This is a genomic window from Phyllobacterium sp. SYP-B3895, assembly GCF_009647635.1.
GTDB lineage: Bacteria > Pseudomonadota > Alphaproteobacteria > Rhizobiales > Rhizobiaceae > Phyllobacterium > Phyllobacterium pellucidum.
On sequence record NZ_WJIG01000003.1, the window covers coordinates 128149 to 147226 of the forward strand.

At 58.2% G+C, this 19078-nt stretch carries 15 protein-coding genes and 1 riboswitch; of the genes, 8 read left to right on the top strand and 7 right to left on the bottom strand.

Going from position 1 to position 19078, the window contains the following annotated elements:
- The first annotated feature begins 31 nt into the window (after nucleotides 1–31).
- The 3 genes from GF108_RS13195 (at nucleotide 32) to GF108_RS13205 (ending at nucleotide 4097) form a co-directional block, all read left to right on the top strand.
- Nucleotides 32–1315 (top strand): L-fuconate dehydratase, encoded by a 1284-nt coding sequence (locus GF108_RS13195; RefSeq protein ID WP_153668364.1) that lies wholly within the window; start codon nucleotides 32–34, stop codon nucleotides 1313–1315.
- A 132-nt stretch (nucleotides 1316–1447) separates the two neighbouring features.
- Nucleotides 1448–1647, top strand: a riboswitch (cobalamin riboswitch).
- A gap of 116 nt (nucleotides 1648–1763) precedes the next feature.
- Nucleotides 1764–3005, top strand: coding sequence for an aromatic ring-hydroxylating dioxygenase subunit alpha (locus GF108_RS13200; protein ID WP_153668365.1), 1242 nt, complete (start codon nucleotides 1764–1766; stop codon nucleotides 3003–3005).
- Nucleotides 3006–3011: 6 nt separating this feature from the next.
- Entirely contained in the window at nucleotides 3012–4097 is a 1086-nt protein-coding gene (locus GF108_RS13205; protein WP_153669424.1) for a hybrid-cluster NAD(P)-dependent oxidoreductase, read from the top strand.
- 113 nt (nucleotides 4098–4210) lie between these two features.
- On the opposite strand, the gene GF108_RS13210 is transcribed toward GF108_RS13205, so the two are convergent.
- The 6 genes from GF108_RS13210 to GF108_RS13235 all read right to left on the bottom strand — a co-directional run bounded on the left by GF108_RS13210 (nucleotide 4211) and on the right by GF108_RS13235 (nucleotide 9676).
- Nucleotides 4211–4768, bottom strand: a complete 558-nt coding sequence (locus GF108_RS13210) for a family 20 glycosylhydrolase (RefSeq protein ID WP_172982639.1) — start codon at nucleotides 4766–4768, stop codon at nucleotides 4211–4213.
- Entirely contained in the window at nucleotides 4678–6033 is a 1356-nt protein-coding gene (locus tag GF108_RS13215; protein WP_153668367.1) for a glycoside hydrolase family 20 zincin-like fold domain-containing protein, read from the bottom strand. The genes GF108_RS13210 and GF108_RS13215 overlap by 91 nt, the downstream gene beginning before the upstream one ends.
- Before the next feature lie 142 nt (nucleotides 6034–6175).
- Nucleotides 6176–6967, bottom strand: coding sequence for a 3-methyl-2-oxobutanoate hydroxymethyltransferase (locus GF108_RS13220; protein ID WP_153668368.1), 792 nt, complete (start codon nucleotides 6965–6967; stop codon nucleotides 6176–6178).
- Nucleotides 6968–6980: 13 nt separating this feature from the next.
- The gene (locus GF108_RS13225) at nucleotides 6981–8213 is read right to left on the bottom strand and encodes an NAD(P)/FAD-dependent oxidoreductase (RefSeq protein ID WP_153668369.1); all 1233 of its coding nucleotides are present in this window, start codon (nucleotides 8211–8213) and stop codon (nucleotides 6981–6983) included.
- A 5-nt stretch (nucleotides 8214–8218) separates the two neighbouring features.
- Nucleotides 8219–8533: a MocE family 2Fe-2S type ferredoxin gene (locus GF108_RS13230; RefSeq protein ID WP_153668370.1), complete on the bottom strand. Its 315-nt coding sequence runs from the start codon at nucleotides 8531–8533 to the stop codon at nucleotides 8219–8221.
- A gap of 39 nt (nucleotides 8534–8572) precedes the next feature.
- Entirely contained in the window at nucleotides 8573–9676 is a 1104-nt protein-coding gene (locus GF108_RS13235) for a fatty acid desaturase family protein (protein WP_153668371.1), read from the bottom strand.
- Between the two features lie 153 nt (nucleotides 9677–9829).
- Here GF108_RS13235 and GF108_RS13240 point away from each other — a divergent pair, with 153 nt between their 5' ends.
- From GF108_RS13240 to GF108_RS13250, 3 genes are all read left to right on the top strand, one after another.
- Nucleotides 9830–10861: a LacI family DNA-binding transcriptional regulator gene (locus GF108_RS13240; RefSeq protein ID WP_153668372.1), complete on the top strand. Its 1032-nt coding sequence runs from the start codon at nucleotides 9830–9832 to the stop codon at nucleotides 10859–10861.
- A 138-nt stretch (nucleotides 10862–10999) separates the two neighbouring features.
- Complete coding sequence (locus GF108_RS13245) at nucleotides 11000–11827, top strand: TIM barrel protein (protein WP_153668373.1); 828 nt, start codon at nucleotides 11000–11002, stop codon at nucleotides 11825–11827.
- Nucleotides 11828–11900: 73 nt separating this feature from the next.
- A complete protein-coding gene (locus GF108_RS13250; protein ID WP_153668374.1) occupies nucleotides 11901–12161 on the top strand; it encodes a hypothetical protein in 261 nt (86 codons plus the stop codon).
- A gap of 141 nt (nucleotides 12162–12302) precedes the next feature.
- Here the strand turns inward: GF108_RS13250 and GF108_RS13255 are convergent, their stop codons facing one another.
- Complete coding sequence (locus tag GF108_RS13255; RefSeq protein ID WP_153668375.1) at nucleotides 12303–16010, bottom strand: GH92 family glycosyl hydrolase; 3708 nt, start codon at nucleotides 16008–16010, stop codon at nucleotides 12303–12305.
- A gap of 502 nt (nucleotides 16011–16512) precedes the next feature.
- On the opposite strand from GF108_RS13255, the gene GF108_RS13260 reads away from it, so the two are divergent.
- Both GF108_RS13260 and GF108_RS13265 read left to right on the top strand, forming a co-directional pair.
- A complete protein-coding gene (locus tag GF108_RS13260; protein WP_153668376.1) occupies nucleotides 16513–17442 on the top strand; it encodes a sugar ABC transporter substrate-binding protein in 930 nt (309 codons plus the stop codon).
- Between the two features lie 86 nt (nucleotides 17443–17528).
- Entirely contained in the window at nucleotides 17529–19070 is a 1542-nt protein-coding gene (locus GF108_RS13265) for a sugar ABC transporter ATP-binding protein (protein ID WP_153668377.1), read from the top strand.
- Nucleotides 19071–19078: the final 8 nt, after the last annotated feature.

The window sequence follows — 19078 nt, forward strand, 5'->3', positions numbered from 1 at the left end:
CGAGATTACTGGGCAATTTCAGGAGCAAGACATGACCCGCATCACCGATCTTCGGGTTTTCGACATCCGTTTCCCTACGTCGCAGGGCCTCGACGGTTCCGACGCGATGAACCCGGACCCGGATTATTCGGCGGCCTATGTCGTTCTTGATACGGACAAGGATGGTCTTGCCGGGCACGGCCTCACATTCACTATCGGGCGTGGCAACGAGATTTGCTGCCTCGCCATCGAAGCGATGAAGCATCTTGTCATCGGACTTGAACTCGACTGGGTGAAGGAAAATCCGGGACGCTTCTGGCATTTTATCACCGGCGACAGTCAATTGCGCTGGATCGGGCCGGACAAGGGCGCCATGCATCTTGCCACCGGCGCCGTCGTCAACGCCGTCTGGGACTTGCTGGCTAAGGAAGCCGGCAAACCAGTCTGGCAGCTGGTCGGCGAGATGACGCCGGAGGAAATCGTCAACATTGTCGATTTCCGCTACCTGACCGATGTGCTGACCCGCGACGAGGCACTCGACATTCTGTGGAAAGCCGATGCCGGCAAGGCGGAACGCATTGCTGCCCTCAAGGCCGAAGGCTATCCTTGCTATACGACCTCCGCCGGTTGGCTCGGCTATTCCGATGAAAAGCTGCGCCGGCTTTGCCGAGAGGCCGTCGACGCCGGATTCAATCACGTCAAGATGAAGGTCGGGCGCGATCTCGAGGATGACATCCGCCGGCTCACGATCGCCCGCGAGGTGATCGGGCCAGACCGTATCCTGATGATAGATGCCAACCAGGTCTGGGAGGTCAACGAGGCCATCGACTGGGTGAAGAAGCTTGCCTTCGTCAAGCCGTTCTTCATAGAGGAACCGACGAGCCCGGATGATGTCGCCGGACATCGCAAGATTCGCCAGGCAATCAAACCGGTCAAGGTGGCGACCGGCGAGATGTGCCAGAATCGGATCATGTTCAAGCAGTTCATCGCTGAAGGTGCCATTGATGTGGTCCAGATCGATTCCTGCCGCATGGGCGGGCTCAACGAGGTGCTGGCGGTGCTGTTGATGGCTGCAAAATACAATCTGCCGGTCTGGCCGCATGCGGGCGGGGTTGGGCTTTGCGAATATGTGCAGCATTTGTCGATGATCGACTACATCGCGGTGTCGGGCACCAAGGAGGGGCGGGTGATCGAATATGTCGATCATCTGCACGAGCATTTCGTCGATCCCTGCGACATTCGCAATGCCGCCTATATGCCCCCTTCGATGCCGGGGTTCTCGATAGAGATGAAGCCGGAATCGATCAGGCAATATCTGCATCGCCCAATGGTATGATCGGCGTCTGTGCCGAAAATCGACAGCGCCTGGGGTCAAAGGTGCGGCGCACCATTTGACCGAAATGCCGCGTGTCGCCGTTCGTAAATGCGATGTCGTTTCCGCACCTATCCTTTTCCAAAGCCCGATGCTTTTATCGTGCCCACTTGAGGTGCCGCTTTCTAGGGAAGGCGGAGAATTGGGAAGCCGGTTAAAACCCGGCGCTGCCCCCGCAACGGTAGTGGAGTAAAACGCGGCAAAACAGCCACTGGGAGTGCACCCCGGGAAGGCGCCGTGAAGTCTGAAAAGGCAACTCCAGAGCCCGGAAACCAGCCTTGAGGGAAAACCGACTGATCGCGGTGGGCGATCAAGGAGCATGGCTTTGTGCGGTCGACAAACGTTGGCTGTACGGACGTTCTTCTCCGTCACCACCAGTCAGTTCTTTGCAGGCTTAAGGCGAGGACGCGACATGGACATTCGCAATGAACTTCTCCGGAATCTCAGAAACCGGAAACCGGGCTACGGACTGGAACAGGCTTTCTACTCAGACCCAGACTATGACCGTCTCGACATGGAGACGATCTATTATCACGACTGGCTGTTCATCGGCCATGATTGCGAAGTCGCCAAACCCGGCAATTATTTCACGGTACAGGTCGGCGACTACCCGGTCGTCATCGTGCGCGACCGCCAGGGACAGATTCGCGCCTTCCACAATTCCTGCCGCCATCGCGGCTCGCGCATCTGCGCGGGTGAGAAGGGGAGCTCGGCAAAGCTCGTCTGCCCCTATCACCAGTGGACGTACGAGCTCGATGGACGTCTGCTTTTTGCCCGCCAGATGGGCGAGGATTTCGACGCGAGCCAGTTCAGTCTGAAAACGGTGCATTGCGAGAGCGTCGGCGGCTACATCTTCATCTGCCTTGCGCAGATCGCGCCCGATTTCACCCCGACACGAACCCTGCTCGAGCCGTACCTTGCGCCACACCGGCTGACGGAAACCAAGGTCGCCTTCCAGAGTTCGATCGTCGAAAAAGGCAACTGGAAGCTCGTCTGGGAGAATAACCGCGAGTGCTACCATTGCGCCGGCAACCATCCTGAGCTTTGCAAGACCTTCCCGGAGGCGCCGAGCGCCACCGGAATTCAGGGTTCGAAGGAAGATCCGGAAATGGTGTCGCACTGGAACATGTGCGAGGCTGCCGGTCTGCCAAGCGTATTCCGCATCGCGGAAGATGGGCAGTATCGGGCGACCCGTGTTCCGCTCATCAACAACGCCGAGAGCTATACTCTATCGGGCAAGCGGGCGGTTGGCCGTCAACTCAGCGACGACGTCAACGCCAGGAGCATAGGTTCGCTCCTCCTCTACCATTATCCAACGACGTGGAATCATATCCTTGGCGACCATGCGATTTCTTTCCGTGTCCTGCCACTCGGTCCGAACGAGACGCAAGTCACGACCAAGTGGCTGGTTCACAAGGATGCGGTCGAGGGCGTCGACTATAATCTCGAAGAGCTGACGCATGTGTGGCTGGAAACCAACGATCAGGACCGTCGCATCGTCGAGGAAAACGCGTTCGGCATTCGCTCGCCGGCCTATGAACCCGGTCCCTATTCGGTCGAGCATGAAGGCGGCGTCCTTCAATTCCTCGAATGGTACAGCAATGCCATGGAAACGCGGCTTTCCGGCGATACGAAACTCAGCAGGGTTGCTTGAATGAACATGGGCGTTTCCCAGAGTTATCCGCACCTCGACCAGATGCAGCCGTGGAACGACCGGCTGCATCTTCTCGAATGTCTTTCGGTCGTCGAGGAAGCGCCCAATGTGAAGACCTTCACCTTCCGCTCGGATAATCATAACTGGTTTCGTTACGAGCCCGGCCAGTTCATGACCTTCGAGTTGCCCGTGCAACCGGAAGCGGTTTTGCGTACCTTTACATTGTCATCGAGCCCCTCCCGACCCTTCACCGTCGCCGTGACGGTCAAGGCGCAGGAAGGTAGCATCGGCACGCGCTGGATGCTCGATCATCTCATGCCGGGCGTGCGTCTCAAAGCCTTTGGCCCGCTCGGCGACTTTTCGATGCGCAAGCATCCCGGCAGCAAGTATCTCTTCATATCAGCCGGCTCAGGCATCACGCCGATGATGTCGATGACGCGCTGGATGCATGATTGCGCGCCGCAGAGCGATATCAATTTCGTTACCTGCGCGCGGCGGCCGAGCGATATCATTTTCCGCAAGGAACTCGAATATCTGACGAGCTGCATGCCGAACCTGAAATTGACCTTCCTCATCAAGGAGCACGAGATGGGGCAGGTCTGGACCGGCATACGCGGCAGGCTCGAAACGCCGAAGCTGCCGCTGCTCGCCCCGGACTTCAAGGACAGGACCATTTTCTGCTGCGGTCCGGAAAGCTTCATGCGCGATGTGCGCAATATGCTCGAAGCGTCCGGATTCGACATGGCCCACTACCATCAGGAAAGCTTCGGCCCGGCGCCCGAGCCTGTTCTGCCGATGCTCGACGGGATCTCCACGGAGCCGGCAGCCGCGAGCGCGACGTTAACGTTCTCGATGTCCGGCATGGAGGTCCCATGCGCGGCTGGAGAAACGATCCTCAAGGCGGCGCGCGGTGCCGGCATCCGCATTGCCGCCGCCTGCGAGTCGGGTCTCTGCGGCACGTGCAAGATCATGAAGCTCGCCGGCGACGTCGACATGGACCACAATGGCGGCATCCTCGATGAGGAGATCGACGAGGGCTATATCCTCGCCTGCTGCTCCAAGCCGCTCGGCAATGTCGAGGTCGAGGCTTAAGGCAATTGCCTCAGCCCGGATCTGCCCGGGCTGAGGCTCGCAACCAACGTCCAACCATTCTGTTCCGACCATGTCTCGGATGGCAGGCACACGGAATGTGCAGCCAGGGACCGTCAGCGATTGATGACGAAGAGCCCGGACGGCTGCTTCCAGTCCACCTCAGGCGTCTTGTAATATTCGATGTGGTCCGCGTCCCAACGTTCTCCCTGATATGGAAGTCGCGTTTTGAAGCCATCCCATGAACGGGAGGCCTGCGGCGACCAGCCGATTTCGGCAATAGCAGCTATACGCGGAAAGGCCATGTAGCCGAGATATTTTTCCGAGGTTGTCCGTTCTTCAGGTGTCATATACTCAAACCCATGACGGCCGCTGATCGTGCCCTCGACGCCCAGAACTTCATCCTTGCCAAGCGGGCGTGCCTTGCCGTTTTCCGGTGCGATCGCCGACAACGGGTCCCAGCCGTAGGATCTTTCCAGATTGAGGTAGTTGCTGAAGTATATTCCATAGGGCGTCTTGGCATCGTACTTGATGTCGAAGACGGTGCGGTCCACCGGAGAAATAATCAGCTTGGCGCCTTGCTTCAGACTGTTGTCGACTGTTTCGATTTTCGCATAAGATACCCCAACAGCATAGCGGTCGGTTCCAGTCGGCTCAGCGCCCCAATATTGCACGGGCGTTCCTGCAGGAAGGGGATAATTGCCCATCGTACCCCCGACCATGAGTGTTTTCCCGGCCTTGCGCACCGCAGCGGAGGCAAAATTTCAATGCGTCGCTTGAAATCTTCAGGTGGCAACTTCGCTTCGTAACCAATGCTGATGTCGAAATACTGACCCGGCGTGACTGCCACCATCCCTGTGATGACGCTATTGACGGACTCCTCCAAACTTGCGCCAGCACAATGAGAACCGCATAACGTTGTTAAATTGGAAACATCCACATTTGGGACGACATTGATCAAGTGGTCTGACGCGTAGGCAATGAGATCCTTGACGGATTCCTGCTTGTACCATTGAGTTTCCGAACCAATAACGGCCTGGCCGTTCGAGAGCATGGCGGATACCTGCTCGGCGGTCAGCCGCAAATGAAGCGTGTTCATCTTCAGGCGGGACATTTCGTCGATAAGACGCTTTATGTCGGCAGTGCCAAACGCCCCCTTTTCCAAATCGATTCTCATGCCTCGGTAGCTAAAGCGCGGCCAGTCGACGATTTGAATGGCCGGGACATTCCAAATACTATGAACGATATCATCCGAGGATAGTGGCTGCTTTGGCGCGCTGTAGACCTTGGGCGGAAGAAGTTGCAACAGCGTTTCCACTCCGTTGAACGATCCTTTGGGACTTGGCGCCCTGATCGCCACTCCTTTGGCCGTGGTGGTAAGGGAGTAGCCTTCGGCCCCAATGCTTTGACCGTTCGAGGCTTTGAGCGCCCGGATTTCAAGTTTGATGCAAGGCGGCGCTGATATTACTGCGCTATCGACGATCCCAGGATTTATGGGCAACTCATATCCGGTGGATTGCTTGAGCGTGCTGCGCAGATACGCAACGACAGGCTGGAGCCCCGGATAGCTCTTATCGACGGCGATCAGGGTCCGCGCATCAAGGGAAGTGCCAGCGGAGGCACTGGACGCATAAGCAGGAACCGGAAGCAATTGCGCGACGCTCGCGGGCAAGGTGCCATTGCTGGAATTGATGGAGGCGTTGATAGCTTGCTGGTCATCAAGCTCCGGATCGACGCAATGCTTGGACGTCTTGCTGGGAACGACTTCCGGTTCGGTATCCCATCGGGGCTCGAGTTCCGGTGGCGCTATTGGAGGATTGGGCTCCGTTATGAACGTTGGCGCAGGATCGCCGGTCGGCCCGTCAGAGGAATCATTGTTACATCCGGCAACGACCATGGGTAGCAATAATGTTGCAAGCAGTTGAACTGTGACCTTCATCAAAAATTCCCCAATATTTATTTAGCTAACCGGCCTTAAATACTGGCATGTTCTTTGAAAGGGTCGGTCAAAGCAATTGGGCTTTGGTAGAAGGACAGTTTAATATCGAGGGTGTTTTTGCGGTTCACGCGACGACGCGGTTTCAGGGCAGTTCGCGCAAGAACCGGTCCAGTTCATCGCGCGGCATGCCGACGACATGTTCTGGTCCCGGATATGTCCGGGTATTCACGTCGGCGACGAACTCGGAAAAGGCCGCGATCCTTTCCTGCTGCAGGCGGTCGAGTTCAGCAGTGAAGTTGCGATATACCTTGGCATGGCGCGGGTAATGGCCGCGATTCGAACCGAGCACGTCGGCTGCGAAAAGATACTGCGCATCGCAGCCCGTGCCGGCGCCCATCGAGATCATGAAGAGCGATGTCCGCTCGCTGATGGCCGAGGCGACTTCAACCGGCACGACCTCGATCTCGGCGGCGAAGGCGCCTGCCTCTTCAAGCGCCTTGGTCTGTCGCCAGATTTCGAGCGCGCTCGTCGCGGTCTTGCCTACCGCCCTGAATCCGCCCGTCCAGGTCGCCTTGGAGGGGATAAGGCCCACATGTCCGCATACGGGGATGCCTTCGTCGCGAAGCCGGCGCACCGTGGCAAGACTTGCGGCGCAATAGACAGCGTCGGCGCCGGCCTTGCGTGCCATGAACGCACCCCGCAGGTAATCCTCGGCGGTGACGAAATCGCCGTATTCGAGGCCGGGCACGGTAAAGGCAGAGGGCGCCGCGTCGCGAAATTCCGGCGTAAGCAGCGCCGGCGGTACGGAAAGCATGTCGACGCCGGCGCATTCGGCAGCCTCGGCTTCCTCCAGCGTTTCGACCCGCAGCATGGTTAGCTGGCGGCGGCCCTTAAGTGCAAGAATGTCCGCGACGGTGGGGCGCAGGTTTCGCATGGTTTATCCCGCCTTAGGCCGCGAGCAGCGATTTGAGTTTGACATGGCTCGATTGAAGCTGCGCCGGAACCGGCCGCGCGCCGCGTTGGATCAACATCTCGGCGAGGCGAATATCTTTGGCGACAACATTGCCGGGTCCGATCCCGCTCGCTGCGACAAGCCGGCCATCGGCGGCAAGGTGAAAGAGCATGAAGGCGCCGTCGCCAAGGTCACGGCGGATTGTCTGCGTCGCTTCGTCGGCAAGTCCCGCAACCTGCAAGCCGAGTTCGTATTGATCAGACCAGAACCACGGCACGGATTCGTGTGGCTGCCGACCGCCGAGCATGTTGCGCGCGGCGAGGGAACCCTGTTCCTGCGCATTGCGCCAGGCCTCCAGGCGCACGCGCCGTCCGCCATAGATCGCGAGTGGAAAGGCGCAGCAATCCCCGGCAGCAAATATGTCAGGGTCGCTCGTCTGCAGCCAATCGTTGACGATAATGCCGTTGGCGGTTTCGAGACCGGCTGCTTCAGCCAGATCCGTAACAGGGAAGGCGCCAATCCCGATCACCGCAAGATCGACGGCAATTTCCGTGCCGTCAGCAAGGATGATGTTGACGCTTTCGTCCGTGTCGTTGATCGATGCGATCCCCGCTCCGCAGCGGAGACTGACGCCTTCATGGCGATGGCGGGCGGCGATGACCTCGGCGATCTCTTCGGGTACGCCGCGCATCAGGATACGCGGCTGCGCCTCGATGACCGTCACCACCGCGCCGCGCTTGCGTGCGCTTGCGGCAAGTTCGAGGCCGATGAACCCACCACCGATGATAGCAATGCGTGCCGCCGGACCGAAGCGCGCACGGATGCGCAGCGCGTCGTCATAGCTGCGCAAGGTCACGCAATGCTTGCTGCCTGCAGCAAGCGGCAGGGCGCGCGGCAGCGCGCCGGTGGCAATCAGCAGCCGCTCGTATGGAATTTTTCGGCCGTCGTGAAGGACGACCGACTTTGCGGCCCGGTCGATAGACGCAGCGGTTGAATTGCCGATGAACTCGATCCGCTGCTCAGCGAATTGTTCGATGCTGGCGATGGTTCTCGGCAAGGGATGATCGTCCGAGACCATCGCCTCTTTCGAAAGGGGCGGCCGTTCATAGGGAAGGTGGGGTTCGGTGCCGATCAACGCGATCGTCCCGCCATAGCCGTTTTCACGCAGGGCAAATGCCGCGCGCACCCCGCATTCGCCAGCGCCGATGATGACCATACCACGTTCCATGACAGTCACCCGAGCTGGATGAGGACTTTGCCGGACTCGACCTTGACCGGATATGTCCTGAGGTTGACGCAGACCGGCGCACCCTTGGCCTGGCCGGTCTTGTAGTTGAAGCGGCCGTTGTGTTTCGGGCATTCGATGATCTCATCCATCACCAGGCCGTCGGCAAGGTGGATATGCTCATGCGTGCACAAACCGTCGGTGGCGAAGAACTCGTCCTCGGGACTGCGATAGATCGCGAAGGTGCGCCCGTCGTGATCAGAGCGCATGACGTCCTCCTCGTCGATATCCTCGGAGGTGCAGGCTTCAACCCAATTGCTCATATTCATTCCTCCCGAATGTTGTCCTGGATACAGACCCGGCTATTCCGCTGCGGACGCCAAAGCTTCGTTGTGAAACGCCTCGCGGTAGGGCTTTGCCGTTGCCGGCAGTTCACGCTTCAGGAAGTAGTCCTCGTTGCGCAATTGGCGAATGAAGGCGGGGATCATTTCGCGGTAGCCGCTGAAAATGGATGGGTTCGGCGCGGGCAGGTCGTGCTTGGTCATGGCGTGGAGCTGCGGCAGCGCGTGGTAGGGCACCATCGGGAACATGTGATGCTCGACGTGATAATTCATGTTCCAGTAGATGAAGCGGCTGACCGGATTCATGTAAACCGTACGGCTGTTCAGCCTGTGGTCGATGACATTGTCGGCAAGGCCGCCATGCTGCAGAAGCCCGGTCATGACATGGTGCCAGGCGCCATAAAGACGAGGCAGGCCGATGACCATCAGCGGCAGGATCGAGCCCATATAGATGGAGAGCGCAATGGTCGCGAGGTAGATCGCCGCCCAGATCCGCGCGACAAGGATGACCTCGGGCTGTTCCTGTTCGGGAATGAAAGTCTTTTCCTCGGCGCTGACAATGCCGGACGCATTGCGGACAAGATCGGTCATCGCGTGCCAGGCGTCGAGAATGCCGAAGAAGTTGAGGACGAGGCGCAAGAGGTCAGGCGGGCGCATGACCGCGATCTCGGGATCACGGCCGACAATAACGGTGTCCGTGTGATGGCGCGTGTGGCTCCAGCGCCAGGTGATCGGGTTGCGCATAATCATGAAACAGGCGATTTCATAGACCGCGTCGTTCATCCAGCGCGTCTTGAATGCGGTGCCATGCCCGCATTCGTGCCAGCGGCTATCCGATGCGGAACCGTAGAGCACGCCGTAGGCGAGGAAGAAGGGCACGCATAGCCAACTGCCCCAGAAGTAGATGCCAAGACCGGCAAGGACGGTCATGCTCCCGAGCCAGATGATCGTATCGCGAATGGCGGGGCCATCGCTGCGTTTCATCAGTTCCTTCATCTGCTTGCGCGGAATGTCCGTATGATACCACTCGGCGGCGGCGAGACCGGATTCCACGGCGAGGCGGGAATCCCGGCCGATGAGGCTGTAATCCCTTTTTGTCGGCGCCGCCAAGGTGGCTGTGTTCATTGCGTGACCTCCCAGATCGTTGCAACGGAATTCCGTGTTGGCCTGGATATTATGAGTATAGCTGTCGCGCCTCAATCGAGGATGAGGAAATTCTATCATTTGCCCTCATGTCATGGTAGGAAACGATGATAGAATCTATCAGGCGAAGAAGATATGGCGAACCGACCGACTATTGCTGATCTTGCGCGGGTATCTGGTGTCAGCGTTGCAACGGTCGACAGGGTGCTCAACAACCGGTTGCCGGTGCGTGAAGAGACGGCGCGGCGCGTTTATGAGGCGGCCAACACGATCGGCTATCACGCCGCCGGTCTCATTCGCCAGCGCATGCGTCAGGAACTCCCGGAATACAAGGTGGGATTCCTGCTCAGCAAGCCGGGTCATCAATTTTATCAAAGCTTTGCACGCGAGATCGAAAACGCCGTTGCGCAAGCCGCGCATTTTCGCGGCATGGCCCAGGTTGAATTCTGCGCTTCGCAATCGCCCGAAGATATCGTCGCCAAGCTGCGGCCGCTAGCGGGCCGGTGCCGCGCGGTCGGCCTGGTTGCACCGGATCATCCGGCGATTACCGCGGCCGTCGAGGAATTGAAGCAGAAGGATATTCCGGTCTTCTCACTGCTATCGGACTTCGCCGCCGGCGTGCGCGAAGGCTATATCGGCGTCAACAATCGCAAGGTTGGGCGGACTGCGGCGTGGATGATTGCCAAGGCGGCGCGCAAGCCCGGAAAGGTCGTCATCTTCGTTGGAAGCCATCGCTATCATGGTCACGAACTGCGCGAGATCGGCTTTCGGGCGTTTTTCCGCGAAGAGGCGCCGGAATTCACCGTTCTCGATACGATGGTCAACCTCGAAACCCGCCAGATCACCCATGAGGCCATGCTCGACCTGATGCGCCGCCATCCCGACCTTGCCGGCTGCTATGTGGCTGGTGGCGGCATGGAGGGGGCAATCGCCGCGCTGCGGGAAACGGGCATCAAACCGCCGCCGGTGATGATCGTCAATGAGATCACGCCGGAATCGCGCGCCGCGCTTGCCGACAACATCGTTACAATGGCGATCTCCACGCCGCTGCAGCGGCTTTGCCGCGAACTCGTCTATCTCATGGGCCATGCGATCGAGCGGGGCGCGGCCAATGCTCCGGGCCAGACCTTCCTGCCCTTCGACATCTACCTGCCGGAGAATATCTGACGTCTCGTCACCACCGAATCTATCAGGAATGATAGTTTTTCGCTCATCATGGTGATTGACGACGAGGCGATCACGACAGATGTTCACGCCCAACGGCAACGTCCTTGCGCGACGTTCTGATCTTCGGGAGGAAATCACATGACCGACACAATTTCGCATGCAGTTTTTGCTCTCAATCATATGGTCGCTCCCGGGCTTTCGCCGCGCAAATTCTTTGAACTGGCAAAGTCGCTTGGCCTCAAGGATGTCGAGATCCGCAATGATCTTGGCGGCAACGCCATCATGGACGGCACGGACGCGAGCGAAGTGAAGGCATTGGCCGACGAGGTCGGCGTGAGAATCGCAACGATCAACGCGCTGCAGCGCTTCAACGACTGGACACCGGAGCGCGAGAAAGAGGCAATGGAACTTGCGGACTATGCAAGGGACGTCGGCGCCAAGGCACTGGTGCTCGTTCCCGTCAATGACGGCACCGGGCAAAGGGATGGTGAGCGCCAGGCGAACCTGCGTTCGGCGCTGAAGGGGCTGAAGCCCATTCTCGAACAACGTGGCTTGATCGGCTATGTCGAGCCGCTCGGCTTCGAGGTTTGCTCCCTGCGCTCCAAGCGCGAGGCCGTCGAGGCCATTCAGGCGGTCGGCGGGGAGGAGCGGTTCAAGCTCGTGCATGACACGTTCCACCATCATCTTGCCGGCGAGCCGGAACTTTTCCCGGCGATGACCGGCCTGGTCCATATTTCCGGCGTGACCGATCCGGACGTCACGGTCAGCGCCATGCGCGATCCGCATCGAGTACTGGTCGACGGCAAGGACCGGCTCGGCAATCTCGAGCAGATGCGCGCGCTCATCGATCAGGGGTATGACGGTGCCTTCTCCTTCGAGCCTTTTGCCGAGGAAGTTCAGCAGCTCGAAAACCCCGCCGAGGCAGTCCGGGACAGCATGGACGGAATCAAGGCCGGACTGGTTTAGAACGAGTCAGCGGCATGCGCAGATGTTACGCTCCTCCATATGCCCGGTCCCCGCACTTCCGCGGCCAAGACGGATGGTAAGGCGCGCCTCGACCGCGCCTGTCGCGTCATTCGGCACTGGGGCTTGGTCGGATGCGGTTATACCATTCTATCAGACCGAGCTTGATCTAAAGGGAGCGGGGCTAGGGCAGCGCGTACCGGTGAAACTGTTCGAGGGCGGGCACTCGACCCACTATTCGGAGGAAGCGCGCAAACCGTTGAAAGCGGCGCTTGATAAATTCTACGATGCACCGCCTTATAGTGGTCCGGCCGCGAAGGAAGCATCGCTCAATTGAGCGAAGTTTCGAGTGGCGGGGCAGGAAACTGCCCGGCCGCAGCGCTCGAAAGCGCGAATGCGAAGAGCAAATCTTTCAACATCCCCGAATGAAATGGCCACCTTGCGGTGGCCATTTCTACTTCAATCGCGCCTTTGCAGATCATGGGTAGCTCACATCTGCGGCGTTGAGGCCGAAGATATGGAGCAGGTTGGAAGGAGGAGACGTGCTGGAACTGCTTGCCATGTCGGGCAGTTCAATCTGGGCAATCTCCTTGGTCCCCGACAGCTTGATGGCCTGGTAGTAGAGCCTTGCCTTCGTCGTGGTTTTACCGCCGGCCCATTTGAGGCGTCCATCCGCTTCATAGACTATCCTGTAGCCGTTTCCTTTGGTCGAGTCGGCGCTGTACGCAGCAAGCTTTTGTGCATCAGTGCTGCCTGTCGCGGCTATTGCTGACGGCGAATAGGCGATGGCGTCCGTCCAATCCGGCAAGGATATGCTTACGGTTTCTGTAGTGCCATCGCTGAAGGTCAAGATCGCGTTACCGCTGCCGGTGCCGCTCGACCCTGCACCAAGAACAAAAAACGTATTTCCCTTCAATGGCTTTTCGAATTTTACAATCTGTCCATAGGAAATGACGTTGTCGCGTCCGAGCGGATGCAGTCTTGTCTCGGCTGGTAGCGCATCGAAAAGTCCCGCAACGAGTTTCAATCCCTCCGAATTGGCATCGGCGAGTTTGAGCGTCGTCCCATCTATGGTCGTTCCAGGGACGCCGCCACTTGAATAGACACTGTCATTGGGCATTGGCACCATCATCGAGGTCGTAATGCACGATGTAGCAAGGCCGCCGATGCCGCAATTGTTGAATGCCGCAGCTAGGCCCTCGTACGAAGCCTTTGCCCAGACCTTTCCCTTGGCGGGCGATGGCGGGAGAATTGCCGGCGTTGCCAGCGTGGCCCATTGAGACGGTTCGTCGCCAAGGGCGAAGTCGAGAGTTGCCAGGTTGTTGCCGATCAGCTTTTCCACCGGAAGCCAGGTGGAGTCGTACAGCGCGCCATTGAGGCGCAGGCCCTGGGTGTAGATTGCTGGCGCATTCGGCGCACTGATGGCCACGTCGGCTTTGCCGTCAGCAAGACGCAGTTGCGTTGTCGGGAACAGCGGCGAATGGAGGCTCACGCCGCCTTCTCCCGGAATTTCCGGATAGAAGCCGAGCGCTCCCCACACATACATTGCGGAGATGGAGCCGAGATCGTCGTTGCCCGGAAGCCCCGCTGGGTTGAGCTCGAAGACGGCGTCTTTTTTGTTTTGGAAGTCCTCGACTGTCCCGACCATTCGGCGGACCACACGCTGCGTTCCGGCTGGGTTCTGCGTCCAATTATAGACCCAGGGCGAACCGAATGACGGTTCATTGCCAAGGTAGGCATGCTTGCTCTTTTCACCAGCGTTCAATTCCGTAAAAAACGCGTCAAGCCTGTCGGATGTCGCTTTAGCACCGCCGAGTTCATCGACCAGCCCGCCGAGATCATGCAGCACCATCCAAAGATATTGTTCGTCTGACCCTTCCATGAAGCAGCCGTTCGGAGCGCAGGAGCCGCCCCATTTGCCGTCGCGGCCCTTTTGCGCCATCACTGGTTTGGCGCCCGTTTTGTTCAGCGAGTTCTTCCAGCTCGCGGATTGGTTGATCAGCCGGTTGCCATTGGCGGTGTCGCCAAGCTTGCTGGCGAATTTTCCGACAGCATAGTCGCTGGCGGCGAGTTCGAGGCTCGTGGAGACGTAGCCGTTCCAATCGGCGCTGAAAATATAGCCGCGCGAAAGATAGCCAAGCCGGACATCTGCAATTGCCTTTCCCTGGCAGTGTGCAACGGGATCGTCGGCAGCGTTGATCATTAACTGTCTCGCCGATTCCGTATCGAAATTCGTGGCGCCGAAGGCATGTGCCTGAGCCACAATGATCGGTCCGGAATCACCGGACATGACACCTTTGTCGTTGTTGTAGTTGACCCAACGGGGCAGTGCGCCGCACACCTTGCCCATATTGACCATGGACTGGGCCATATCGGCGGTCTCTTTCGGGAAAAACAGGGCTTGAAGCGGCGTAAGCTGCCGGTATATGTCCCAGCCGGAGAAGTTGGTATATTGGACGTGCCCCGCTTCGGTCTTTTTTACCTGGCGGTCGAAGCCCATGTAGCTGCCATCGACGTCGCTGGCGATCGTCGGCGCGAGCAATGACCTGAAGAAATAGGTGTAAAGCTTCTGCTTCTGATGGGCGAAATAATCGTTGTTCTTCGCCTTGTCCCAATCGACCTTGATCGCCCCAAGCTTATCGTTCCACTGCTTGCGGTTCAGCGCCCGTGCAGCGTCAAAATTCCATTCCTTGACGCTTTCCTGCTGAAGGTTGAGCCTGGCATTTTCCTGGCTGACGAAGGATACGCCGACCTTCATCATGATATCGGTCGGTTTTCCGGGTGCTGTCGTAAACTCCAATGCCGGTGCGCCGGCAACGGTCGTCAGGACGAAGTCCTGATTGAACTCGGCATAGATGAAGGCATCAGGCTTGTCGTTACCATTGTAAGGAACGCAGAACGCGCCTGTCTGCGCCCTGCCAACGAGGGCGCGTGGCGAGTCTGGCGCGAGCTTAATTTCACCGGACTGCCCTTTGCGCACATTCGTGCGAGTCGGATCGATCAACAGGTAGGCTTTCCCGTCGGCGGGATAGACGAAACGGCCGAAACCCGTGCGCGCAGTCGCGGTGAGTTCGACATTGACGTTTGAGTCGAGTTTGACCTGATAATACCCAGCCGCCGCCGACTCATTGGCATGGGAAAAGGTAATTCCCTTGGCAAGGTCGAAGGAGCCGTCGGTCAGCGGCATCATGGGGAACTCACCACCATTGCCGGCGCAGCCGGCGCCGTTCATGTGGGTGAGGCTGAATCCCTTTATGCCCTTTACCGTCCCGTTATTGCTCCAGTAATAGCCGGAGGGCCAGGTGCTCGACTCCCAATTGTAATGATTTTCCGGAGCCCAGAAGACCATGCCGAAGGGCACGCCAGCGCCTGGCGAAAGCGATCCGCCTTTGCCGGCCGCGACGGCAACCGCACCTTCGGCCATCTTCGCATCGGCGGTGCCGACAAACTGGTTGACGTAGGCGGTCAAATCGTCCGGAACTAGCTCGGCGATCGAACCTTCGATGGCAGCCAGTTGGGCAGTGATTTTTGTTGCTGTCTCAGCGCTGGATTTGGCGGAAGCGTCGAACGCGCTCTGCAATTTGGCCAGTTGCTCGCCGAGAGCGGCAACTATGGTAGCGTCCGCCTTGGTATTCATTGTTTCAAGCGAATGCTTGATGCCGTCGGTCGCGGCTGTGAGTTTCGTTCTGTCGTCGCCGGCTGTTTTGACCGCCGTGGCGATATCTTCGCTCAGGCCCTTGAGTTTGCCGCCGAGTTCATCCAGGGCGGTACGGTCGGCTGGAGTGAGTTGCGGGTTTTTCTTAAGTTCGGCCAGTTTTTCGAGACTGGCCTGCAGGCTGGCTTTAAACGCGTCGGCCGACTGTTTGGTATCAGTCGCAGACTGCTGCAAGGCGTCAATCTGGCTTTGCAGGCGGTTGATGGTATCCGGCATAGCGGTTGTCGGGACGGTGTCTGTGTTTTTGCTTTGCGCCACTTGTGACTGCAATTGAGCGATTTGCACGCTTGCCGCCTGACCCGCTGCTTTCAGGGAAGCGTTGTCGTCCTTGAGCAGGGCATTGTCTTGCTTGAGCGTTTCAATATCTGCCGCAAACGTACTCGTAGGTGCCGGCGCTTCGTCCTTGCCCTCGCAAGCTGTCAGTATCGTGCAACCAAGCAGGGACGCCATAACGGCGCGTTTAATGATCATTGTCTCCTCCAAAATAAATTTTTGAAAATTTGTTGATGCGCGCGTGTGCGCCGCCGCAAAAAATCGACGAACATCGAAAATTGCGCATTCCTCCCAAAATGCGAACCTAAATCGATAAATAAGCGCTACTTATTCGAGTTGGTGCAAAACGTGTCAATCCGACCAAAGTCGCACACCATGCATCGGGACTTTGATTCATTATCACTCGTCAGCAGTCACTTCCAATTGCACAGCCGTGCAAAATTGGTCCGGCGATTATTGCCGCTTCAAATTGAATCTCGCTTGACGCTTGCGCGATAAAATGGAATAAATATTTCAGAAATTGAGTGAGACGGTCTGTATATTCCGTTCTATAAGGCTCAGGATCAGGTTTGCGCGAAACTTCGCGCACTCTCCTCGCCGCAATCTCGCATCCAGGGGTAGGTTGGCTGCGTGTACCAAGGTGTGGGGACAATCCGGATTAAAGCGGGTGTGGCCGGGCACCATTTGTGGAGGAGATGAAATGAAAAAGTTACTGATGACCGTGGCTGTTTCAGCCTTGATGAGCAGTTCGGCCTTCGCCGCCAATATCGGCGTTTCGATGGCCCTGTTCGATGACAACTTCCTCACCGTTTTGCGCAATGGCATGCAGGACTATGCCAAGACGCTCGATGGCGTGACCCTTCAGGTTGAAGATGCCCAGAACGACGTCGCCAAGCAGCAGAGCCAGATCCAGAATTTCATCGCTTCCAAGGTGGATGCGATCATCGTGAACCCGGTCGATACGGACGCGACCGCGGCCATGTCGAAGATCGCCGCCGACGCCGGCATTCCGCTGGTCTACGTCAACCGCGAACCCGTCAACGTCAATGAACTGCCCGCGAAGCAGGCATTCGTGGCGTCGAACGAGGTTGAATCCGGTACCCTCGAGACCAAGGAAGTCTGCCGTCTTCTGAAGGGCAAAGGCGACGTCGTCGTCATGATGGGCGAACTCTCCAACCAGGCCGCGCGCCAGCGGACCAAGGACATTCACGATGTGATCGCCACGGATGAGTGCAAGGGCCTTAAAATCGTTGAAGAACAGACTGCTAACTGGTCCCGTACGCAGGGCGCCGACCTCATGACGAACTGGCTTTCCGCCGGTCTCAAGTTCGATGCGGTCATCTCCAACAATGACGAAATGGCCATCGGCGCGATCCAGGCCCTGAAGGCTGCCGGCCGCACCATGGATTCCGTCGTGATCGGCGGAGTCGATGCGACACAGGACGCGCTTGCCGCCATGGCTGCGGGCGATCTCGACGTAACCGTGTTCCAGAACGCCGCCGGCCAAGGGCAGGGCGCTGTCGATGCGGCGCTGAAGCTTGCCAAGGGCGAAAAGGTCGAGGCCAAGGTCTACGTTCCGTTCGAACTGGTAACGCCGGAGAATCTCTCCAAGTACCAGAAGTCGAACTAAGGCCGTTCAACGCCTTTTGACGATCCGGAACGCATCGTTTTCATGCGTTCCGGTCTATAATGGAGCCTCTCTGGGAGGAGATGATCATGGCAGTCAGTCCCTCGACCATGGCGGCGGTGCGCGCTAGTGGCGCCATACCGCAGGCCGAATATCTCCTGAATGCGGAAAACGTTCGCAAGGAGTTTCCGGGCGTTCTCGCGCTGGACAATGTCCAGTTCCGGTTGAAGCGGGGGACGGTGCATGCGCTGATGGGCGAAAACGGCGCCGGCAAATCCACCCTGATGAAGATACTTGCTGGAATATATATTCCAGATCAGGGCGAAGTCTTCCTCAAAGGGGTCCCGATCCGCCTGAAATCGCCGCTCGATGCGCTCGAAAACGGCATCGCCATGATCCATCAGGAACTCAACCTGATGCCGTTCATGACCGTGGCGGAGAACATCTGGATTCGGCGCGAGCCCAAGAACGCGTTCGGCTTCGTCGATCACGGCAAGATGCACGACATGACCGCCGAGCTGTTCCAACGGCTCAATATCAACCTTGATCCCGACAGCCAGGTGCGCGACCTATCCGTCGCGAACCGGCAGATGGTCGAAATCGCCAAGGCAGTCTCCTACGAATCCGATGTCCTTATCATGGATGAGCCGACTTCGGCGCTGACAGAGCGCGAAGTGGAGCATCTCTTTGCAATCATTCGCGATCTGCGGTCGCAGGGTATCGGCATCGTCTACATCACCCACAAGATGAACGAGCTCTTCGAGATTGCCGACGAGTTTTCGGTGTTCCGCGACGGTCGCTTTATCGGCACGCATGCGTCGACGGACGTTACCCGCGACGACATCATCAAGATGATGGTCGGGCGCGAAATTACGCAGATGTTTCCGAAGGAGACGGTGCCGATCGGCGACGTGGTGCTTTCGGTGAAGGATCTTTGCCTCAAAAACGTCTTCCACGATATCTCGTTCGATGTGCGCGCGGGCGAGATCCTCGGCATTGCCGGACTGGTCGGCTCGGGCCGCTCGAATGTGGCGGAGACGGTTTTTGGGGTGACACCGGCGTCGACAGGCACCATCGCCATCAACGGCAAGGATGTTAAGATCGATACGCCCCACAAGGCGATCGCCCATGGCATGGCGTTCATCACCGAAGACCGCAAGGAAACCGGCTGCCTACTCATTCTCGATGTGCTTGAGAACATGCAGATCGCCGTGCTTCAGGACCGCTTCGTCAAATATGGTTTCGTCGCGGAAAGGCAGATTGCCAAGGCGTGCAAAACAATGAGCGATACGCTGCGGGTGAAGACGCCGAGCCTTGAAGAAAAGGTCGAAAACCTCTCAGGCGGCAACCAGCAAAAGGTGCTGATCGGTCGCTGGCTTCTGACGAACCCGAAAATTCTCATTCTCGACGAGCCGACCCGCGGCATCGACGTTGGCGCCAAGGCGGAGATCCATCGCCTTGTTTCACAACTCGCCAAACAGGGCGTCGCCGTCATCATGATCTCGTCGGAAATGCCGGAAGTGCTCGGCATGAGCGACCGCATCATGGTGATGCACGAAGGCCGCGTAACCGGATTTCTCGATCGAGACGAAGCAACCCAGGTCAAGGTGATGGAGCTCGCTTCCAAGTGAGCGCGCCG

Bases quoted from the DNA above. Each gene is read 5' to 3' on its own strand.
- GF108_RS13245 (WP_153668373.1), top strand. From the start codon at position 11,000: ATGACCGACACAATTTCGCATGCAGTTTTTGCTCTCAATCATATGGTC.
- GF108_RS13260 (WP_153668376.1), top strand. From the start codon at position 16,513: ATGAAAAAGTTACTGATGACCGTGGCTGTTTCAGCCTTGATGAGCAGT.
- GF108_RS13200 (WP_153668365.1), top strand. From the start codon at position 1,764: ATGGACATTCGCAATGAACTTCTCCGGAATCTCAGAAACCGGAAACCG.
- GF108_RS13255 (WP_153668375.1), bottom strand. From the start codon at position 16,010: ATGATCATTAAACGCGCCGTTATGGCGTCCCTGCTTGGTTGCACGATA.
- GF108_RS13235 (WP_153668371.1), bottom strand. From the start codon at position 9,676: ATGAACACAGCCACCTTGGCGGCGCCGACAAAAAGGGATTACAGCCTC.
- GF108_RS13215 (WP_153668367.1), bottom strand. From the start codon at position 6,033: ATGAAGGTCACAGTTCAACTGCTTGCAACATTATTGCTACCCATGGTC.
- GF108_RS13240 (WP_153668372.1), top strand. From the start codon at position 9,830: ATGGCGAACCGACCGACTATTGCTGATCTTGCGCGGGTATCTGGTGTC.
- GF108_RS13265 (WP_153668377.1), top strand. From the start codon at position 17,529: ATGGCAGTCAGTCCCTCGACCATGGCGGCGGTGCGCGCTAGTGGCGCC.
- GF108_RS13250 (WP_153668374.1), top strand. From the start codon at position 11,901: ATGGTAAGGCGCGCCTCGACCGCGCCTGTCGCGTCATTCGGCACTGGG.
- GF108_RS13230 (WP_153668370.1), bottom strand. From the start codon at position 8,533: ATGAGCAATTGGGTTGAAGCCTGCACCTCCGAGGATATCGACGAGGAG.
- GF108_RS13225 (WP_153668369.1), bottom strand. From the start codon at position 8,213: ATGGAACGTGGTATGGTCATCATCGGCGCTGGCGAATGCGGGGTGCGC.
- GF108_RS13205 (WP_153669424.1), top strand. From the start codon at position 3,012: ATGGGCGTTTCCCAGAGTTATCCGCACCTCGACCAGATGCAGCCGTGG.
- GF108_RS13220 (WP_153668368.1), bottom strand. From the start codon at position 6,967: ATGCGAAACCTGCGCCCCACCGTCGCGGACATTCTTGCACTTAAGGGC.
- GF108_RS13195 (WP_153668364.1), top strand. From the start codon at position 32: ATGACCCGCATCACCGATCTTCGGGTTTTCGACATCCGTTTCCCTACG.